Annotated in this window: 15 protein-coding genes; 4 read left to right on the top strand and 11 right to left on the bottom strand. The window is 37.2% G+C overall.

Annotation, left to right across the window (positions count from 1 at the left end; all coding sequences use genetic code 11):
• Positions 1 to 6: 6 nt before the first annotated feature.
• The 3 genes from accD to tamL form a co-directional block, all read right to left on the bottom strand.
• On the bottom strand, positions 7 to 864 hold the full coding sequence (gene accD, locus BXY82_RS01270; RefSeq protein WP_133756373.1) for an acetyl-CoA carboxylase, carboxyltransferase subunit beta: 858 nt from the start codon (positions 862 to 864) through the stop codon (positions 7 to 9).
• A 114-nt stretch (positions 865 to 978) separates the two neighbouring features.
• A complete protein-coding gene (gene fbaA / locus BXY82_RS01265) occupies positions 979 to 2046 on the bottom strand; it encodes a class II fructose-bisphosphate aldolase (protein WP_133756372.1) in 1068 nt (355 codons plus the stop codon).
• 255 nt (positions 2047 to 2301) lie between these two features.
• Positions 2302 to 4836, bottom strand: coding sequence for a translocation and assembly module lipoprotein TamL (gene tamL / locus BXY82_RS01260; RefSeq protein ID WP_317128548.1), 2535 nt, complete (start codon positions 4834 to 4836; stop codon positions 2302 to 2304).
• A gap of 116 nt (positions 4837 to 4952) precedes the next feature.
• Here tamL and BXY82_RS01255 point away from each other — a divergent pair, with 116 nt between their 5' ends.
• Complete coding sequence (locus tag BXY82_RS01255; protein WP_133756371.1) at positions 4953 to 5684, top strand: TrmH family RNA methyltransferase; 732 nt, start codon at positions 4953 to 4955, stop codon at positions 5682 to 5684.
• A gap of 173 nt (positions 5685 to 5857) precedes the next feature.
• Here the strand turns inward: BXY82_RS01255 and porT are convergent, their stop codons facing one another.
• Together porT and ubiE are read right to left on the bottom strand one after the other, a co-directional pair.
• Positions 5858 to 6595, bottom strand: coding sequence for a type IX secretion/gliding motility protein PorT/SprT (gene porT / locus BXY82_RS01250; protein ID WP_133756370.1), 738 nt, complete (start codon positions 6593 to 6595; stop codon positions 5858 to 5860).
• Between the two features lie 28 nt (positions 6596 to 6623).
• Positions 6624 to 7355, bottom strand: coding sequence for a bifunctional demethylmenaquinone methyltransferase/2-methoxy-6-polyprenyl-1,4-benzoquinol methylase UbiE (gene ubiE, locus BXY82_RS01245; protein ID WP_133756369.1), 732 nt, complete (start codon positions 7353 to 7355; stop codon positions 6624 to 6626).
• 208 nt (positions 7356 to 7563) lie between these two features.
• On the opposite strand from ubiE, the gene trkA reads away from it, so the two are divergent.
• Positions 7564 to 8913 (top strand): Trk system potassium transporter TrkA, encoded by a 1350-nt coding sequence (gene trkA / locus BXY82_RS01240; protein WP_133756368.1) that lies wholly within the window; start codon positions 7564 to 7566, stop codon positions 8911 to 8913.
• Between the two features lie 83 nt (positions 8914 to 8996).
• Positions 8997 to 10490, top strand: coding sequence for a TrkH family potassium uptake protein (locus BXY82_RS01235; protein WP_133756367.1), 1494 nt, complete (start codon positions 8997 to 8999; stop codon positions 10488 to 10490).
• 332 nt (positions 10491 to 10822) lie between these two features.
• On the opposite strand, the gene BXY82_RS01230 is transcribed toward BXY82_RS01235, so the two are convergent.
• From BXY82_RS01230 to BXY82_RS01215, 4 genes are all read right to left on the bottom strand, one after another.
• Positions 10823 to 12388 (bottom strand): RagB/SusD family nutrient uptake outer membrane protein, encoded by a 1566-nt coding sequence (locus BXY82_RS01230; protein WP_133756366.1) that lies wholly within the window; start codon positions 12386 to 12388, stop codon positions 10823 to 10825.
• Between the two features lie 12 nt (positions 12389 to 12400).
• Complete coding sequence (locus BXY82_RS01225) at positions 12401 to 15505, bottom strand: SusC/RagA family TonB-linked outer membrane protein (protein ID WP_133756365.1); 3105 nt, start codon at positions 15503 to 15505, stop codon at positions 12401 to 12403.
• 467 nt (positions 15506 to 15972) lie between these two features.
• Positions 15973 to 17157: a pyridoxal phosphate-dependent aminotransferase gene (locus BXY82_RS01220; protein WP_133756364.1), complete on the bottom strand. Its 1185-nt coding sequence runs from the start codon at positions 17155 to 17157 to the stop codon at positions 15973 to 15975.
• A gap of 13 nt (positions 17158 to 17170) precedes the next feature.
• Positions 17171 to 18271 carry a fatty acid desaturase family protein gene (locus BXY82_RS01215; protein WP_133756363.1) on the bottom strand — a complete coding sequence of 367 codons (1101 nt, stop codon included), beginning with the start codon at positions 18269 to 18271 and terminating at the stop codon, positions 17171 to 17173.
• Positions 18272 to 18417: 146 nt separating this feature from the next.
• Between BXY82_RS01215 and rsmG the strand changes: the two genes are divergently transcribed.
• On the top strand, positions 18418 to 19047 hold the full coding sequence (gene rsmG / locus BXY82_RS01210; protein ID WP_133756362.1) for a 16S rRNA (guanine(527)-N(7))-methyltransferase RsmG: 630 nt from the start codon (positions 18418 to 18420) through the stop codon (positions 19045 to 19047).
• Positions 19048 to 19147: 100 nt separating this feature from the next.
• On the opposite strand, the gene pruA is transcribed toward rsmG, so the two are convergent.
• Positions 19148 to 20773: an L-glutamate gamma-semialdehyde dehydrogenase gene (gene pruA / locus BXY82_RS01205; protein ID WP_133756361.1), complete on the bottom strand. Its 1626-nt coding sequence runs from the start codon at positions 20771 to 20773 to the stop codon at positions 19148 to 19150.
• A gap of 309 nt (positions 20774 to 21082) precedes the next feature.
• A complete protein-coding gene (gene apaG / locus BXY82_RS01200) occupies positions 21083 to 21469 on the bottom strand; it encodes a Co2+/Mg2+ efflux protein ApaG (protein WP_133756360.1) in 387 nt (128 codons plus the stop codon).
• Between the last annotated feature and the right edge of the window lie 47 nt (positions 21470 to 21516).

The following is a 21516-nucleotide window of genomic DNA, read 5'->3' as shown; positions in this document are numbered from 1 at the left end:
TTACTCCTATGGCCTTAATGGCGCATTAGTAATCAAGTCTATATATTGATTGATTTTATTCTTTAAATCTTTTCGTTCTGTAATAAAATCCAAAAAGCCATGTTCCAATAAAAATTCAGCTGTTTGAAAGTCTTCAGGGAGTTCCTGGCCCGTAGTGTCTCTTACTACACGTGGTCCAGCAAATCCGATAAGCGCTCCAGGTTCACTGATATTAATGTCACCTAACATTGCAAAAGACGCTGTTGTACCTCCCGTTGTTGGGTCTGTACACAAGGAAATATATGGAATGCCTGCATCGGCCAATTGGGCCAATTTTGCTGAGGTTTTAGCCAATTGCATTAATGATAAAGCGGCTTCTTGCATACGTGCACCGCCAGATTTTGAAATGATTACAAAGGGTAGTTTTTTCTTTAATGCATACTCCCCAGCACGAGCAATCTTTTCGCCTACGACGCTTCCCATAGAGCCTCCAATAAAGGCAAAGTCCATACAGGCTACAACAATATCCTTGCCTTTCGACTTTCCTACAGCACAACGAACGGCATCTTTAAGGTTGGTCTTAGCTTCAGCAGCTTTTAAACGGTCTGGGTATTTTTTTGTGTCCTCAAACTTTAGAGGGTCTTTAGAGGCTAGATTTGGATCTAACTCCTTGAATTCATTATTGTCAAAAAGGATTTGGAAATATTCCTTGCTCCCAATTCTCACGTGATAGCCATCTTCCGGACTCACGAAGAAATTTTTCTCTAATTCTTCAGTATCTATAATTTTACCTGTTGGAGATTTGTACCACAAGCCTTTCGGCGTGTCTTTCTTCTCCTCAGTAGTAGTGGTGATTCCTTTAGTTTTTCTTTTAAACCAAGACATATTGATGTATGATTTTAGAGCTTTGCCAAAGCAAAACTTTTGTGTTTATAACTCAAATTCCTTTAGACTTCCAACATTTAAATCAGAACTTCTGGATTAAATATTAGTGCAAAGTTATAAAGTATTTACGTTATTTAAATCTTCAAATGCCTTTTTTAATCTTTCTACGAAAGTTTCTTCTCCTTTTCTTAGCCAGACACGTGGGTCATAATACTTTTTGTTTGGAGAATCCTCACCGTCAGGATTGCCTATTTGAGTTTTTAAATACGCTTCGTGTTTTGTAAAGTAATCACGAACACCGCTCATAAATGCATATTGCATATCTGTATCAATATTCATCTTTATCACGCCGTAGCCAATTGCCTCCCTGATTTCTTCTACACTAGAACCTGAGCCGCCATGGAATACAAAATCAATATGATTATGAGGTAAACCGTGCTTTTTTGATAAGAACTCCTGAGAATTCTTTAGAATTTTTGGCGTTAGTTTGACGTTGCCAGGTTTGTAAACCCCGTGCACATTTCCAAATGCCGCTGCAATTGTAAATTGATCACTTACTTTGCTTAGTTCTTCATAAGCATAAGCCACCTCTTCAGGCTGTGTGTATAATTTAGAGTCGTCAACATCTGTATTGTCAACACCATCTTCTTCTCCTCCGGTAATACCTAACTCAATCTCCAAAGTCATTCCCATTTTGCTCATGCGCTTTAGGTATTCTTTACAGATTTCAATGTTTTCTTCTAAAGGTTCTTCAGAAAGATCAATCATATGCGAACTGTATAATGGCTTGCCAGTTTCTTCAAAATGCTTTTCACTTGCATCTAAAAGTCCATCTATCCAAGGCAATAATTTTTTTGCACAATGGTCAGTATGTAAAATCACAGGAACACCATAAGCTTCAGCCATAAGATGTACATGTTTGGCTCCCGCTACAGCACCTGCAATTGCTGCTTTTTGTCCGTCATTGCTCAAACTTTTTCCTGCATTAAAAACGGCACCTCCATTAGAGAATTGAATTATTACTGGCGCGTTTAAGGCCGCTGCTGTTTCTAACACACCGTTAATGGTGTTGGATCCGATGACATTGACTGCTGGTAAAGCAAAGCCTTTTTCTTTTGCCAGTTTAAAAATGGCCTGTACCTCCTTGCCTGTAGCAACTCCTGGTTTTATGTTGTGACTCATAATGTTTTAGTTGTTTAATTAGTTTCAAAAATAATGAATTTAAAGCTAAATAAAGGTTCTGGGATTGGGCTTTTTTATAAACAATATGTAATTGATGTGCCGAAAACCTTGTAGTTAGCAGCATCAATTGTTTTTGTCTTAAATATAGCATGTGGTCCACATATGTATCCGTTACCGCTTTTGGAAAACTGGGTGATAAGCATATAAATGTGGTTGAAGACTGATGATTTATTGAAGTAAACTGATCAGTAACATTTAAAATGGATAGTTGATGCCTATATTGTAAACAGCATTGTTGAAGTTGTAATCTTTAAACCAACGGTTGCCTAGACTGTAGGAGGGGTCATAGGTTTTGAAACCAATATCACCACGCAGTACAAAAAAGCTGAAATCATAACGCAAACCAAAGCCTGAGCCTACCGCAATATCTTTTAATGAGCTTAAGCTGTCAAAGGTTTGTGCCTCGTCGGTCACGTTGTCAAAAACATTCCAAATATTACCGGCATCTATAAAAAATGCACCGAACAGCGCACCAAACATATTAAAGCGTTGCTCAACGCTGAAGTGTAGTTTTAGGTTGGCTTCATTAAACTCGTTGGTGGATTTTAAACTCCCCGGGCCTAAATTGTAAGCCGTCCAAGCCCGGTTGTCATTAGGACCTCCAGCAAAGAAACTTTTGGAGAACGGAATGTTTTCTGAATTGCCATAAGGAACTGCAATACCAAAATAACTCCTTAGCGCAAATACACTTTTTTGACCCAAATCCCAATATTTAACATAATCAAATTCAGTTTTGGTGTATTGTGAAAATGCTACCCCAAAAATGTCGTAGCGATCATTGTCATTTTTAGGTGAGTTTGCAATATTTGCGATGGTAGCTAAGATATTTCCCGCAAACTCTACTCTAAATCGGATGATAGAAAAATCATTGTCAAAAATATTTTCCCTTCTGTTCTTAATATAATTGAAACTTGAGGAAATGATCAAGTTGTTTTCCGTCAGTCTTGTTTTTCTTTGATCTATGTTGCTGATTGTTTTATATGCATCATCAGTAGGGGCTATGCTAGTGTTATTGTTGAGGACCTCTTCAATAAAAATGTTAGCACCATTGGGGATGCTTAAAGTCTCGTCAGTGTCAATGTATCGGATGTCTTTTGCAATGTTATTGAGGCTGCTGAACGAGTTTTGATAGACCCCAAAATAGTTGTCGGCGTTAAGATTTTTTACAAATTGTACATTAAACAAGTCTAAGGTATTGGTCACTCTTTGGTTAGGATACCAATTGTAGCTCAAATTTCCGGTAAAGGTCTGTTTGTCTAGTCCGATGTTGCGTTGACTTGTTGCCGCGGCAAGAATTCTTGTGCTAGGCGACATGTACTTGGGAATGACTTTATCTGTATTCACAGGAAAAAATAAACGCGGAATGGTGAGTTTAACCGTAGCACCAACTTCTGTGATATCGAAAAAAGCATCCTTAGTGTTTTTTGCATCTTTTGAAGCGCCAATTGAACTTAACCCGGAGACTTCCAATGTTTCTGCACCTCTAAATACGTTTCGGATCAATAATCCGCCACTAAATGCAAATCCGATGGTTTGGATATTGCTTTGTGATACTTCAGCATTAAAATTAAGACCAAACTTCTTTTTTGGAATGAGATAGATGTTAGTGGTCAGTGTGGTGTCCTTAACATCTTCAACGTATTCAATATTAGGGTATCTAAAGGTCCTAAGTTCGCTTAAATGGCGATAGGTTCGGGTTCTGTTGATGTCTTTAAATATGCTCCCTTTAGTGATGAAAACTGCATCTGTTAAGGCTTTTGCGCGGTATTTTGACTTGCCGTAACTGTAGATGTTAAACCCCTTGTAATTGATGGTGTCTGTTGGAATGGCATCTTTGTTTTGATAGGTGTCATCTGTAAAAATGTTCACGTCCTTAATCTTATAAACCTTGAATGGTCTGACTTCAATAGAATCGTCATACCTGATAATTCGGTTTTGTACAATAATGTCGGTATTGACTTTTTTATTGGTGCCAATGGTGTCAATTTCAAAAGTAATGTAATCTTGGGCAAAGTGGTAGAGTCCCGAATTTCGCAATTCAGTAGTCATGCGCTCGCGCTCGTTTGTGAGATTGATTTCTTTAAACTGGTCGCCTTTTACCAATAAGGAGTTCTTTTTGATGTCTTTATAAAGTGTGTCTATAATTGGCGTGTATATTTTAGTTCTAATCGAATCTAAAAAATAAGGATCGCCGGTTTTTACAAAATAATTGACCTCAGCTCTTTTGGTATCAACGGTGTCTATTTCAAAGTGTGCATCTGCATTAAACCATCCATTTTTATAATAATAGGTCTTTAAATTGGCTGTCGATTTTTCAGCTCTTGCTGGGTTAACAATAACAGGGGGCTCTCCAGTAGTTTTTAGCCAACCATTAAAGGTGCGCTTGGAGTTGATTAGCGCTTCGTATTGTTTTAGGGATAAAAAATTCTTGAGTCCAGTTTTCGGGTCGTTGGGATTTCTATATTTAGCATCTAAAATTGAATCAATATTCGGTCGAGCCAAATTATAAATATGGAGTCGTATTGGAATTCCAAATAAAGGGAATTTACCATTGGGTTTTTGATAAATTAAACTGTTAAGGGCGTCCGTATTATTTTTTTTATCGTTAACGTGAATAGTATTATCCGTCAATAAGTACTGATCGCTACTAAGCCGTTTTACCGCATTACAGGACGACAACATTAGGAATAGTGTTGTAATAAATGATATTTTTGCTACCTTAAGTTTCAAAGTGAAATTGACATATGTGTTGATGAGTTCAAATTTACTGTTTTTCTAGATGGTATATCAGCTATTACTTAAATCCTTAACGGAATTTATAACGTAACAAAAGTAAATAGATTTTAATGGTAACAAAAAATCAAATAAAATTAATTACAAGCCTTGGGCAGAAAAAACAGCGTTCAAAATATCAACTGTTTGTTGTAGAAGGCAAAAAGGCAGTGGATGAGTTTTTAAAGTCATCCTACACTCTAAATCATTTGTTTGCGGTGACTGATACTTATAATGTAGCCGCTGATCAGTTTAGCTTGATAACGAACACCGAGTTAAAAAAAATAAGTGCCTTAACGACGCCTCAGGAAGTATTGGCGATATTTGAAATTCCTGAAACACATAAAATAGTCGCCAACAAACTGACAGTTGCGTTAGACGCTGTACGTGATCCCGGTAATTTGGGAACAATTATCAGACTTTGCGATTGGTTTGGTGTGGAGCAAATTGTATGTAGTTATACGACGGTAGATTGTTATAATCCGAAAGTAGTGCAAGCCACAATGGGTTCATTAAGTAGAGTACAGGTAAGTTATGTAGATTTGGAGGAATTTTTAAGATCAACCCACGGTCAAAAATTTGGTACTTTTATGGACGGCAACAATGTTTACGATACTGCATTGCCCAAAGATGGCATACTGATTATGGGTAATGAAGGCAGTGGTATTTCCGATAAAATTGAAAGCTTGGTTGATCACCGACTGAGTATTCCTAGCTTTAGTGTACACCAATCTACTGAGAGTTTAAATGTGGCTACGGCCACTGCAATTTTATTGAGTGAATTTAAAAGACGGGGTGAGGTTTGAGGTTTGAGGTTTCAGGTTTGAGGTTGTGGGAGAGGAAGAATTGATCTGCGCTTTGCATTTGTAGTGCGCACTTTTTTTCCAATTAAATAGTCATATTGCAAATTTTTAAAAGATATACAAGAACAAATTGCCTTTAAACTCTATAAAAATAATTTAAACCTAATCACCAAAATTTACTGAAATGTAAAATTGATAAAGACGCCACGGGTTTGCATTTTATCGATGTTCCCAGTCCATGGGCTTTGTGGATCTTTGTCTTTAACCAATTCATCGTTAATAGCAAAGACGCCTCTAATAGATGGCGTAAACTTAAACCACTCTAGATAAAAATCGATTCCAAAACCTAATTCATAAAAGAGCATTCCTGTTTTAGTGCGAAATTGTCCTGAAGCATTGTCATCAGGGTTTTCTTCGTTACTGGATAAGTTTAAGGCCGTAGATACGCCACCAACAACAAATGGTTTGAAGTTATTGATACGTTTGGTGGAAACTTTTAACAATAAAGGGAAATGGATATAAGTGGATTTCACTTCTCTAAATAAGTCGCCAGGATTGTATGTATTGTCATAAAAATAAGGGTCATATTGCATGGTTTCATCATATTCCAAATTTCTACGTGTAATGTAAAGACCAGGCTCAAAACGGAGATTTAGATACTCGTTAATACGCATATCTCCAACTAATCCTACGTTAAAGCCAATGGTGGTTTCTACACCAATATCAGGACGATTTGCTTGGTCGGCATTGTATTGAAATTTAAAATCATAACTGTTGAAACCCAAAAAATAACCCCAAGTCAAAAAGTCTTTGTCGAAGTTTTCTTGATTTGCTATTTTTTCTTTTGAAAATAATTGTGCAGATGCCGATGTGTACATCAATAAAAGCACGATAACTAGGACTGTTCTTTTCATTGTGACGAGATTCGAGTTCAATTGGGGTTTATAATTTTGTGGCCTTGTAAATTGTTGCAACGCCAAAAGTTTGAGGTAAATCCTCAACATTACTAAACCCAATTTGTCTTAAAATATTGTTTAAGGTTTCACCATATGGAAAAACCGATGCAGATTCGCTTAAATACGAATAAGCGGAACGATCTTTTGAAAAGACTTTGCCTATGGTTGGCAAGATGTATTTAGAATATACTTTATAACCTTGTTTAAATGGTGTTTTAGTGGGAACGGAGGTTTCTAAAATCACGAAAGTGCCCTGAGGTTTCAACACGCGTAGAATTTCTGCCAGGCCCTTTTCTAAATTCTCAAAATTACGTACCCCAAAAGCTACCGTAATCGCATCAAAACTGTTGTCTTCAAAGGGGATGTTTTCAGAATCGCCAAGCGTCATGGTAATTTTGTCGCTCAATTTTTTCTCAGCAATTTTTTTGCGTCCCACTTCAAGCATGCCATCGCTAATATCTAAACCAATAATTTCCTGAGCTTCAGTTTGCGCTAAATTGATAGCCAAATCGCCTGTGCCGGTTGCAATATCTAAAATACGCTTGGCTTTTGACTTTGCCACAATGTCAACAACTTTTTTTCGCCATTTAACATCAATTCCAAAAGAAATCACGCGGTTTAATCCATCATACTCTTTAGAAATATTGTCAAACATTTGTGCTACCTGTTGTTTTTTGTTTAACTGACTGTCCTTGTATGGCTTTACTTTTTCTGACATTCCAATATTTTTGGCAAAATTACATATTTTTTCATTGTTAAGTTGCCATCACCTTTACAAAAGTAGCGATGTGTCGGTTTTTATAATTTAACGTTGTAAGATAGCAAGTTTATAATGAGCAGCTTTAATTCTATTATAATCCTCAGTAAATTGAAATAGAGCCATTTTAAAATCTTATATTTGTACGTTTTTTTGAATACTTCTACTAATGAAAATAATCATTGCAGGCGCAGGTGAGGTTGGATTTCATTTGGCAAAATTATTATCGTACGAATCGCAAGAAATTACGCTACTAGATACGAAAAAGGAAAGCCTAGTTTACGCTATAGACCATTTGGACATTAGGGTAATAAAAGGTGATGCCACTTCTATTGCGGTATTAAAGGATGCGAGAATTGCCACTGCCGATTTGTTTATTGCCGTGACCTCTTCTGAAACTACAAATATTACAGCCTGTGTTTTGGCCAAACAACTCGGAGCAAAAAGAACTATTGCAAGAATCTCTAATGCCGAATTTATTGATCAGAAAGATGAGGTTGGATTCGCTAAGTTTGGGATAGATGAATTGATCTCTCCTGAATCATTGGCTGCAAGTGAAATTGAATTATTGTTAAATCAATATGGTTTTAACGATAGTTATGAGTTTGAGTCTGGAGCGTTAACCATGTTAAGTTTAAGATTGTCGAGAACCGCAACATTTGTGGATAAAACGGTACAAGAAGCCGCAGAGGTTTTCCCTGAACTCCATTTTGTTCCCATTGCTATACAACGTTTTGGTACACAATATACCATTATTCCGCGTGGCGATACGCAATTTAAAGAAGGTGATAAGGTTGTTTTTATTACCTCAAAAGGTGGTGATGAAGAACTGTTTGAGCTTTCGGGAAAAGTCAGATTGGATGTTAAAAACATCATGATTTTAGGCGGAAGTAAAATTGGGCATAAAACGGCTAAAGATTTATGTGCTAGCAAATTTAATGTGAAACTTGTGGAAAGTGATAAGGATGTGGCGTTTGAACTTGCTGACGATTTGCCAAACGCGCTCATTATTAATGGTGATGGTCGAAATGTGGAGTTGTTGGAAGAGGAGAACATCAGTAAAATGGATGCTTTTATTGCGGTTACCGGAAATTCGGAAACCAATATTATGTCTTGCTTAGTAGCAAAATCCAAAGGGGTCAGAAAAACTATCGCGATGGTTGAAAATATGGATTACTATCAATTATCGCAATCTATAGGGATTGATACGCTCATTAATAAAAAGCTTTTGGCCGCCAATAATATATTTCGATATATCCGGAAAGGTGAGGTGGTTGCCATGACTAAGCTCAACAATATGAATGCGGAATTATTGGAATTTGTCGTTAAGAAACGATCAAAAATCACAGATAAATTAATAAAGGATTTAGATTTTCCGCGATCAGCGATTATTGGTGGTGTCATCAGAAATGGAACAGGAATTATTCCTTTAGGCGATTTTAAGGTGATGGCCGGAGATCGGGTGGTAGTCTGTTGTTTACCAAGGGCTATTACACAGGTTGAAAAATTCTTCTTTTAATAAAACTTACAGTCGAATTTAGATAATGGTACTTCCTATAAGTGCCATGATGCATAGAAGTTCGTTATGTTGCAAAGAGTACAATGAAAATTAATTACAAAATCATTTTCCATTTTTTTGGGTTGTTATTATTATTTAACGGCGGTTTTATGTTGTTGGCCACTTTAATCAGTCTTATCTATAATGATGGTGTAACCTTAAAGCTTTTTCTTTCTGGATTGGCAGTGTTATTAATTGGCGTGTTTACCATGCTGGTTACTAAAAACCATCGCAAAGAAATGAATAAACGGGAGGGTTATATGGTGGTTACTTTCGGATGGATTGTAATGGCTGTTTCAGGCACTTTGCCCTATATGGTTACTGAGGTTATACCGAGCTTTACCAGTGCAATATTCGAAACCATGTCAGGTTATACTACTACGGGAGCAACCATTATAAATGACATTGAGATTGTGCCAAAAGGGGTGTTGTTTTGGCGAAGTATAACGCACTGGATTGGTGGAATGGGGATAATTGTTTTGGCCATTGCAATTTTACCCTTGCTAGGGATTGGGGGAATGCAGTTGTTTGCTGCCGAGGCCCCAGGGCCTAGTGCAGATAAGTTGCACCCGCGTATTACGGATACCGCTAAGCGATTATGGCTTATTTATTTTGGGTATACTGCAGCCGAAACCATTTTGTTAAAAGTAGCTGGCATGTCGTTTTTTGACGCTATAAACCATGCCATGAGTACGCTGAGTACTGGGGGGTTTTCAACTAAAAATGCGAGCGTAGCGCATTGGAACGACAACCCTATAATTCAATATATAATTATTGTATTTATGTTTTTGGCCGGCACTAATTTTGTACTCAGTTATTATGCTTTTAAAGGTAAGGTGCAAAAAGCGTTAAATGATGAAGAACTGCGCTGGTATTTTAAGTTTATCGCCACCTTTACGCTTATCGCAGCTTTAATCATCTACTTTAAAGCAGATTTTTCTTTGTCTTCAATAGAACATCCTATGGTATGGGGGCGTTTGGAAAGTGTTATTCGTCACGCGTTGTTTCAAGTATTGACAGTGATTACTACCACAGGATTTATTACCGCTGACTATACTTTGTGGACCCCATTTTTACTGGTCTTTTTCTTCGGAATAATGTTTTTGGGTGGTTCTGCTGGGAGCACCTCTGGTGGTGTTAAGGTTGTGCGCCATCTGATTTTAATTAAAAATGGATTTTTAGAATTTAAACGTGCTCTGCATCCCAACGCCGTATTGCCAGTTCGATATAATACCAAAGCAATACCTGGGGTTGTGGTGTATAATATTCTCGGATTTTTTATTTTATACATGCTCTCTTTTATTGTAGGGGCTCTAGGGTTCTCATTTTTCAATATTGATTTTCAATCTGCTATTGGTCTGTCCGCTTCCAGTTTAGGTAATATAGGTCCTGCTTTGGGTGCCTTTGGTCCTGTGAATAATTATGCGGCATTACCACCCTTGGCACAGTGGTGGGCATCTTTCTTAATGCTCTTAGGACGTTTGGAATTATTTACTGTTCTTATATTGATGACGCCATTTTTCTGGAGGAACAGATAAATAAAGTAAAGAAAGACCTCTTTTCCATTGATGTATGGGTGCTCTTTTTGAGTATATCTCCGGGCGCATTTTATATTAACCGTTGTGTGTGCCTTGTGTATAAAATATAGAACAAATGGACTGGTGATTCGCATCAGTCATTAAAGACTCATAAGCTTTCAATGTTTCTCATCCGGTTTTATAAAGTTCTCAAGTGTTTAACCTAGTTTTTAGCCTGAGGCTCGATTTAAATAAAAAAACCGTCTCGAATTTCGAAACGGCTTCTTTTTACTGGTTTAACCTAGGTTTTAATTAGGAGGTACCATCATTTATAGACTAACTCAAACGATCGTTTACCAGCCTGGATTTTGCTGTCCAGCTAAGGTTGGGTTGGCATCAAGTTCTACTTGTGGAATTGGCCACAAAAATCTCGGGTCTGTACCTGGAATGGCGTCAACACCGTAAGGTCCTGTGTATGGTGTTCCCAAAACAAATGCAGAAGCAGGAGGGTTTCCATTGGCTACTTTTTGAGGAATGCCATCTATAGGTTGTAAATCATCATTCTGTAATCTGTGGATATCTGACCAACGTCTACCTTCCATTAAGAATTCAATTCTTCGTTCCTTAATAATGGCACCTACCATAGCAGCAGGCGTTGTAAATGATGCTACTGTATATGCTTGGGTTAATGGAGAGGCTAATGCTCTATTTCTTACTTTGTTTAATAGTTCTAAAGACATCAATAAATCTGGCGTAGATTTTCTAGCGTGCGCTTCTGCCATATTTAATAATACCTCTGCGTACCTGATTACAGGAGCTGCGTCAGTATAATTGACACCGTCTCTATATTTTGCGGTGTATACTCTACCGGAGAATGTAAATACCATTCCTGTTGGAACTCCAGCTTCATATGTTTCGGATCGACGCTTGTCATCTACCAACCAGCTTGGGTCTCTCCAGATAATTGGACTGACAGATACCAAACGTCTTCTGTTGTATTGTGATGCCAGTGCTGCATTTACTCCAGGATTGTTTGTTGCGGCGTGCAGGATAGAAAATATGGATTCTGTGTTGCCATAATTGTCATCAAATACACCATCAGGCTCTGCTGTTAAAGTATAGGCGCCCGCAAGCTTATTACCTTCCTCTATTACCTTATTCCAATTTCTCATATGTAAATAAACGCGAGTCTTAAATGCAATTGCTGCATTTTTACTGGCTTTTGTCAACTGAGTGTTGGTAATTAATGATTCAGCAGAATCTAAATCAGCTAAAACTTTTGCATAAACTTCTGCAACCGTATTTCTCCCTTTCAGAAGTTCAGAATCGATTTCAGCTTGCGTATCAATACCTACTTCTCTGTATGGGATGCCGGGATGTGTGGCGCCAGATGAAAAGTTATATGGACGAGCAAAGAATGTGGACAGTTCGAAATGTGTAATAGCTCTTAAGAATTTAGCTTGACCTATATAGTTGTTGCCAATTTCAGAACTGATAATTCCGTTTTCAACGGCTTTAGTAACACCTTCTATTACCAAATTGGCTCTGTTGATTAATCTATAACCATCAATCCAATAGTACACATTGTTTGCTGTTGTAGCGTCATAAGTTGCTGTGTAAGTGAGTTGGTAGAATGTTGCAGTATTTACAACGTCTTCACCTCTAGTGTCTCCTTGCTCAACAAAGGCAGCACCCCAAACATAACCTCTACCACCATTAGGGTTAGTACTGTTATATTGGCCAATTGCTGCCGCATTGTACATTCCGTTTATGGAACTTTCAATTAAGGTTGGAGACGAGAAAGCGTCGTCAATAGAAATATTATTGATCGGACTCAAATCTAGAATAGCTTCCTCTGAACATGAAACCATACCGATTCCAAGACAAGTAATTGCTAAATATTTAAATATTGTTTTCATTTCTTTTTAATATTATAAATTAACATTTAAACCAAAAGATAAAATTTTAGCTCTTGGAGTACCGTTTAAATCAACACCTCCAGATTCCATTTCAGGATTTAAACCTTTATAATCGGTAATGGTAAGTAAGTTTTGGCCTTGAACGAATAGTCTAATCATATCAACTTTTACGCGGTCAGTAAATGATTTTGGAATTTGATAACCCAATGTTAGATTGTCTAAGCTAATAAAATCGCCATCCTCCAAAAATCGAGATGTTGTCACACCTGTAAGGTTCGTAAATGTGTTGCTGCTTGCCCATAGTCTTGGAGTTACACCGTCGCCAGGGTTTTCAACACTTTGCCATCTACCCAAAATTTCTGTACTGTTGTTATTCAAGTTTTGTGTCACCAAATCTCTACGAGTTGAGTTGAAAATCTTGTTGCCACCACTAAAGCGGAACATAAACGTTAAATCAAACGCGTCATACGTAAAACGATTAATTACTGATCCGTAATATTTCGGTAAGGTAGTGCCTAAAATAACTCTATCTGTACCAGCACTTAAAGAAGATGCTTGAGACAAATCAGAAGGGTTGCTCGGGTCAAATACGAAATAGGTTGCTGTTGCTAAGTTGCCTTGTACTAAAGTTCCATCAGCTTTATAATATACTGGGTTACCATTAGCTGGGTTTACACCGTAATACTTGTAGCCATAGATGGAGTTGATTGGTTGCCCTTCTCTAATAATTAAGTTTTGGGCAATATTGGCATCTGAGAATGTGCCCCCCAAAATATCCTGACCGTCAGGAATACTTAAAACTTCGTTTTTGTCCATGGTTAAGTTGGCAGTAATATTCCAGTTGAATTTAGCATTGGAGACAGCTCTGTAGTCTACACCAAATTCATAGCCTTTATTAGACATAGCGCCAATATTTTTCTTAACTCTGTTACCAGGAACCCCCAATGATGCTGCAATTGGTACATCTAGAATCAATCCGTCGATGTCATTTTTGTAGTAATCAAAATTGAATCTCAATTTATTGTTGAACATTCCTAAGTCTAGGCCAAAGTCGGTTTTCTTGCTTGTTTCCCATAGCAACTGGTCATTACCAAACTGTGTGAAGGCAATTCCGTTTAAGGTACCATATTGCGAAGCTGATGTTAGACCTAAATAAGGATAGCTGCCTATTTCTGTGTTTCCTACTTCAGAATAGGAAGCTCTAATTTTGAATTCGTTTATAGTACCTTTAATGTCTCTAAAAAACTCTTCATTGGCAATATTCCAACCTGCAGAATATCCTGTAAAGTTATTCCAACGCTTAGCTTCACTTAATTTTGAAATACCATCACGTCTAATAGATCCTTGAAGGAAATATCTTTGTTTATAATTATAGCTTATTCGTCCAACATAAGAGATGATGCCATTCTCAGTTACACTACCACCTGATTCTTGTGTACCATAAGCGTTTGTTACTAAATTCTGGTTGTAGAATTCATCTAGTAGATCTGTTCCCACCCCAAAGAAGGACTGATTCTTTTCCTTTTGATATTCAGCAACTAAAGTAGCGCCAACATTGTGTGCATCAGCAAATGATTTGTTATAGGAAAGAATGTTTTGAATGTTCCATCTTAATAAATCGGTGTTATTGTTCTGTAATCTACCATTAGATCCTCTGCCATCACCATGAACAGGGTTCCAATATAGAAAACCTGAAGTTAGTGGGTTGTCAGCACTTGCTTGAAACCTGTAATTTAAGCCATCAAATAAATCGATAGAGGCAAATGTGTTTACAATGGTTCGGTTCACTTTTGATTTGTATTTATTTTTGGCCAATACATAGGCAATGTTTGAAATGTTATCGCCTACAGGGTCTGTATTGTCCCATTGTCCAACAACGCTACTATCGCTAGACAAGTTGTATCCTGATGGATGGTCAGCATTAAAAATTGGAGTATTTGGAAGTTGTCTTGTAGCGTTAAAAATGTTGCCAGACAATGAATTCATCCCAGTATTTAGACCTTCGTATTCAGTTCTTGTAACTGCAATGCTTCCTCCTATGGTCAGCCACTTGTTGAGGTTGTGTTCTAGGCTTGCTCTTAAGTTATAGCGCGCTAAACTATTTGCTACAGCAACACCTTCTTGATTGGCGTAGCCCATAGAAAAGAAATATTTAGTGGCATCAGAACCGCCATTAAAAGAAAGACTATGGTCGGTTTGAAGAGCGTTCGAATTTAGAACTGCGTCTTGCCAATCAGTGTTGAATTCGTTTCCAACTGCCCAAGCTGTTTGGTTTCTATTGGTTCTTTTTTCATTGCTGATGAGGATAAAATCAGGCGTTTCTAAAAGATCGAAAGTTTTGATGGCTTGTGCAAATCCAGTTACATTGTTGTAACTTACTTTCATGGCTCCTCTTTTACCTTTTTTTGTCGTAATTAAAATTACTCCGTTAGCAGCTCTAGATCCATATATCGCAGTAGCGGCACCATCCTTTAGAATTTCATAAGATTCAATGTCATTTGGATTAATGTCTCCCAATCCATTTGCGGATGCATATCCACCCACGTTACCTGAATAAATAGGCATACCATCCACAACAATTAATGGCGAAGTGCCAGATCCAATTGAAGCGATACCTCTAATTCGAATTCTTGGAGCTTCACCAATAATTCCGTTGTTTGAAGTGACTTGAACTCCTGCAGCTCTACCGGCAAGTTGCGACTCAAAACTTGGCGTTACCAAGCCTTGTAAGTCAGAGCCAGAAATGCTTGAGATAGCACCTGTAACTTCCGACTTTTTTTGCACACCGTACCCTACCACTACAACTTCATCCAATACAGCGGCATCCTCTGCCATTGTCAGATTAATTGTGTTTGATGAAGTTACAGTAACTTCTTTGGATTGTAATCCTACGAAAGAGAATGATAAAACATCACCAACTTTAGCGCTTATGGAAAACTTTCCATCAAAATCAGTTTGAGTTCCTGTAGTAGTTCCTTTGACCAAAATATTCACTCCAGGCAATGGAATACCAGATTCGTCAGAAACGGTTCCCGAAATTGTTTTTTGCTGCGCAAATGTAATTTGTGCAATTAACACTAGACAAAGTGTTAGAATTAGACTAAATTTTGTTTTCATTTATTGAAATGTTAGAATTATGGCAGCAAATGAAATCATAAATTAAATATAAAACAATAGGCTATGTTAAATAATGCAAATATTAACAAAAAAACCGTTAAAACGTTAATGATATGGTAAGTGTTATTTTGAAATTGATAATCATAAAACACTTATAATGAGTGAATTAAAAATAATCGATCGTCAAATTTAACAGTTTTTTTTAAAGTGTATTTTTTGGGATAATTGAAGTTTCAAACCGTTGAACCATAGTTGGTTTATGTGAAGGTTTAGTATGGGTCTGTAGTGTTTACTGAGGCTGCAAAATGTTTAGGATGAAATTCTGTGCTAAAGCAGAATAATGTGTTTTGTCTTGGAAATACATTAATTCTAAAATCTACCGTGATATATTATGGCTGTTAATATTTTTTCAAAATAAAAAAGCCACTATATAAGTGGCTTTGATATGATGATAAAAGTAAATAAAATTAACTTACGGCAGACTTAATGCGTGTCATAGCTTCCACAATTTGGTCCTGGGATGCTGCATATGAAATTCTGATACAGTCAGGATTTCCAAAAGCTCCGCCGTCAACAGTGGCTACTAGTGCTTCTTCCAATAAGTACAATGAAAAATCTGAAGCATTAGTAATAGTTTTGCCCCTCAAAGTCTTGCCAAAATAATAAGAAATATTTGGGAAGACATAGAAAGCGCCTTCAGGTACATTGGTTTTAAAGCCTTCAATGTCTTTGAGTAAATCAAGCACTAAATCACGACGAACTTTAAATTCATCAATCATAAACTGAACTTTAGAAGGAGATTCTGTTAAGGCAGTAATTACAGCACGTTGAGCAATACAGTTAGCGCCACTGGTTATTTGGCCTTGCATCTTGTTGCATGCACGCGCAATTTTTTCTGGGCCTCCAATGTAGCCAATACGCCATCCCGTCATTGCAAATGCTTTCGAAACACCATTGACAGTCACCGTACGGTCGTACATGTCATCAAACTGCGCCATACTTGCATGTTGTCCTGAAAAATTAATATGCTCATAGATTTCATCAGAAACAACGATAATATTTGGGTATTTTTTAAGGACATCAGCCAAACCACGCAATTCTTCTTTGCTGTATACAGAGCCACTAGGGTTGCACGGAGAACTGTACCAAAGCATTTTTGTTTTTGGTGTTATTGCAGCTTCCAATTGTTCTGGCGTCATTTTAAAATCAGTAGCAATAGTAGTGGGTACTTCAACAGGCACACCATCGTTTAATTTCACCAAATCAGCATAGCTTACCCAATAAGGACATGGTAGGATGACTTCATCGCCCTTGTTCAGTAATACTGCAGCAAGATTGGCTAGTGATTGTTTGGCGCCCGTAGATACTACAATTTGATTGTAATTATAGGTAAGGTTGTTATCGCGTTTAAATTTTGTGATAATGGCATCCTTAAGTTCTACATAGCCATCAACAGGCGTGTAGGCACTATAATTCTCGTGGATGGCCTTAATAGCGGCGTCTTTAATGTAATCTGGTGTGTTAAAATCGGGTTCACCAAGGCTTAAGCCGATAATGTCTTTTCCTTCTGCTCTTAATTCTCGAGCCTTAGCAGCCATTGCAAGAGTGGCAGACGTAGCCATGTTTAAAATTCTGTCTGAAAGTAAATTCATGTATAAATATAGATTAAGCTTGTAATGCAGGCTTCATTCCCATTTCTTTCAAGTATTTGAAATGCGCTATTATGGCCTTACGTGTAGTTTTATATTCTTTATATGGGAGATTGAATTCCAATGCGGTTTCCCTAACTATTTTTGAAATCTTGGTATAGTGTACATGACTGATATGTGGGAAAATATGATGTTCTACCTGATGGTTCAGTCCGCCGGTAAACCAATTCACAATTTTGTTTTTTGTGCCAAAATTGATCGTGTTTTCCAATTGGTGAATGGCCCAAGAATTTTTCATTGTCCCATTGTCTTCTGGTAATGGCATTTCCGCATCCTCCATAACGTGCGCTAATTGAAATACCACGCTTAAAATGAGTCCAGCCACATAGTGCATTATAAAAAATCCGAGCAATACTTGCCACCAAGCGATGTTTGTTAATGCTAATGGCAGTACAATCCATATAGAAACATAAATTATTTTAGAAATAACAAGCTTACTCCATTCCGTGCGAGGGTTAGGAAATTTTCCGTATGATAACTTGCGTTTTAAATACCGTTTCATTTGAAGGTAATCAGTAGTAATTGCCCAATTAATGGTTAAGAGTCCATAAAGTAATACTGAATAATAATGTTGAAACTTATGGTGCTTATGCCATTTTGAATGCTTAGAAAAACGTAGGATGCGGCCAGCTTCTAAATCTTCATCATGACCATGAATATTTGTATAGGTGTGATGTAAAACATTATGTTGGACTTTCCAGTTATAAACGTTTCCTGCCAATATGTAAATACTACTTCCCATTAAACGGTTAACCCATTCTTTATTGGAGTAGGCGCCATGATTGCCATCATGCATCACATTCATACCTACACCAGCCATTCCAACACCCATAACAATAGTTAGAAGTACCATTGCCCATGCTGGTAAATCGAGTGTGAGAATTAAAAAGTAGGGTGTTAGGAACAAAGAGAACATTACCACTGTTTTGACCCAAAGTCGCCAATTTCCAGTTCTTTTGATGTTATTTTCTTTAAAATAATCGTTAACACGTTTATTTAAGGTTCTAAAGAATTTTGCGGAATCATTTCTGGAAAAGGAGAGAGTTTGTTGTGTCATGTTATTGTATTTACTGCGATAACTTCAAATATCAAGCCATCGTACTCGGAAAACGCAAAGATAATCATTTATTGCCGCGATGGTGATAAGAATATGCTAAAAATATCCATTTAAAATTACCTATTTTTGCTGAAAAATTAAACGGAATGCATCTTATTAAACATTATTTTCCAGATTTAACTGCACTGCAATTGCAGCAGTTTCAGCAGCTAGAGGAACTCTACAAAGATTGGAATCTTAAAATTAACGTGGTATCCCGTAAGGATATTGACGAATTGTATTTAAGACATGTGCTGCATTCTTTGGCTATTGCAAAATTTATGTCTTTTAAGCCAGGGTCTAAAGTAATAGATGTTGGTACGGGTGGTGGATTTCCTGGAATACCATTGGCGATACTATTTCCTGAAACAAGTTTTCACTTGGTGGACAGTATTGCTAAAAAATTAAAAGTTGTCGATGAAGTGGTTGCGGGCCTAGGATTAACTAATGTCAAAACCTCCCACTGTCGTGTGGAAGATATTAAGGATACCTATGATTTTGTAGTGAGTAGGGCTGTAGCGGCCATGCCTACCTTTGTGCATTGGGTAAAAGACAAGGTGGCAAAAAAACAAAACCACGATATTAAGAATGGTATTATTTATTTAAAGGGTGGTGATTTGGCCGAAGAGCTGATAGATTTCCCGAAAGCGACGGTTTATAATCTTTCCAATTATTATAAGGAAGACTTTTTTGAGACCAAAAAGTTGGTGCATTTACCTTTAAAATATAAGGGGTAGACTGTATTTGTAATTAATGGATACTAGTAATCTTCAGGTGAAATATAAAAAAAAATCCCCAAACAATGTTTGAGGATTTTTTTTATGAACTATAATTTGATTATCCTAAAAATGGATATCTGTAGTCTACAGGAGTGACAAAAGTTTCTTTAATCATACGTGGAGAGATCCAACGTAATAAATTTTGTGCGCTTCCAGCCTTATCGTTTGTTCCTGAGGCTCTTGCACCACCAAATGGTTGCTGGCCAACTACGGCCCCTGTTGGTTTGTCATTTATATAAAAGTTTCCAGCTGCATTTTGAAGCACTTTTGTGGCTTCATCAATTGCATAACGGTCTTTTGCGATAATAGCACCTGTTAACGCATATTCACTGGTACCATCAACAAGTTGCAGTGTGGCGCTGTAATCTTTGTCATCATATACATATACAGTTATTACAGGTCCAAAAAGTTCAGTACACATTGTGCTATATTTTGGATCAGTAGTTTCAATAACGGTAGGTTCTATAAAGTAACCTTTGCTTTTATCATAATTTCCTCCAGAAATGATAGTGGCGTTTTTGTCATTTTTGGCCTTGTCGATATAACTTGCCAATTTATCAAATGACGCTTCATGAATTACTGCAGTCATAAAATTACTCATGTCTTCTGGAGAGCCTAGCGTAATGGTTTTTAAATCTTCAATGACATACTTTTTAACGTCAGCCCAAATGCTTTTAGAAATATAAGCTCTAGAAGCTGCGCTACACTTTTGACCTTGAAATTCAAAAGCTCCTCTAACAATAGCTGTGGCTACTTGCTTCGCATCAGCAGTCTTATGTGCTACGATAAAATCTTTTCCTCCGGTTTCTCCAACAATCCTTGGATATGTTTTATAGTTTGCGATGTTATTTCCAATTTGTTTCCACAAATTCTGGAATACACTAGTTGATCCTGTATAATGTAATCCTGAAAAATCCGGACTTGCCATTACGGTTTCTGTAATCATCGCAGGATCACCAAAAACAACGTTGATCACCCCTGCCGGAACGCCAGCTTCTTCAAAAACGTCCATAATTACTTTTGCAGAGTAAATTTGATGATTACTAGGCTTCCAAATTACCACATTTCCCATCAAAGCCATACATGATGGCAGGTTGCCTGCAATGGCTGTAAAATTGAATGGAGTAACTGCATAAGTAAAACCTTCTAGAGGTCTATATTCTATTCTGTTCCATGCATCACTTGTACTTGCTGGCTGATCATTAAAGATTTCAGTCATAAACTGAACATTAAATCTTAAAAAGTCAATCAGCTCACAGGCTGAATCAATTTCAGCTTGATGAATGGTTTTTGATTGGGCAATCATGGTTGCAGCATTAATCTTTGCCCGGTAAGGACCGGCAATCAATTCTGCAGCTTTAAGGAAAATGCCAGCACGGTGTTCCCAAGGTAAATCAGCCCAAGCTTGTCGTGCTGCTAATGATGTTTCTATCGCTTCTTCAACATGTTTCTTTTCAGCTAAATGGTAGGTGCCCACTACATGTTTATGATCATGTGGCGGAGACATGGTTCTGGTGTTGTTGGTTTTTATGTGCTTTCCATTGATATATAATGGAACATCAACTGTGCTTTTGTACATTTTTGCATATTCAGCTAAAACAGCTTCGCGTTCAGGCGATCCTGGTGCATATGTCTTTACTGGTTCATTTACTGCTACTGGTACCTTGAAAAATCCTTTTCCCATGAGTATTTTAGTTTGAAAGTTTAAAAATTTAAGTGCCAAAGGTACAAAAAATTGTATGTTTTAATGGCTGATTTCCTGCTAAAAGGACGTTAAAAATGGAATGTTGTTTTATAGGAATGAGCTACACCTAAATAAGGTGCATTGGAGCGTGTTTTTTTTGAGAAGCTAAGCTTAATTATGACATGAGTTCAGCCGTAAATTACGTTTTAGAACCTCCGTTGTCAGTGCGCGAAAAACATAGAATTATAAAATTTGCAGATAATATTAATAACAAATTTTTTTGGACTATAAGAGGGCGCGTTTTTTATTTTAATTTAAGGCAAACGGAGCACTTAGTTTAAATGTAGGAATGTAAACCTTTAAATCATTGGATTTTGTAAAGTTGACCATGTTGTAATGCCCCTGCATTGCACCAAACGGTGAGGCAAGCAAACATCCTGATCTGTAGGTGTGAAGTTCACCCGGCTTGATAACCGGTTTTTTGCCAATGACACCTTCTCCTTCAATAATTTCGATATTATTTAGCGCGTCCAAAATCCGCCAATGACGAGAATTTAACTGCACTGCATCTTTACTTTGATTTTCAATGGTCACTTTATATCCAAAAGCATAATGAACTTTATAATTCTTATAAAAAGTGCCTTCAAAAACAGTCTCCACACTTATTCTAATTCCACTTGTAACTTGCTGAACCATAATGAATCAATCTTTAGCTATTTGCTAAAATAGTATTTTTTATGACA

Source organism: Gelidibacter sediminis (assembly GCF_004364975.1).
In the GTDB taxonomy this organism is placed as follows: domain Bacteria; phylum Bacteroidota; class Bacteroidia; order Flavobacteriales; family Flavobacteriaceae; genus Gelidibacter; species Gelidibacter sediminis.
This window is presented reverse-complemented; position numbering and strand designations above follow the sequence as displayed.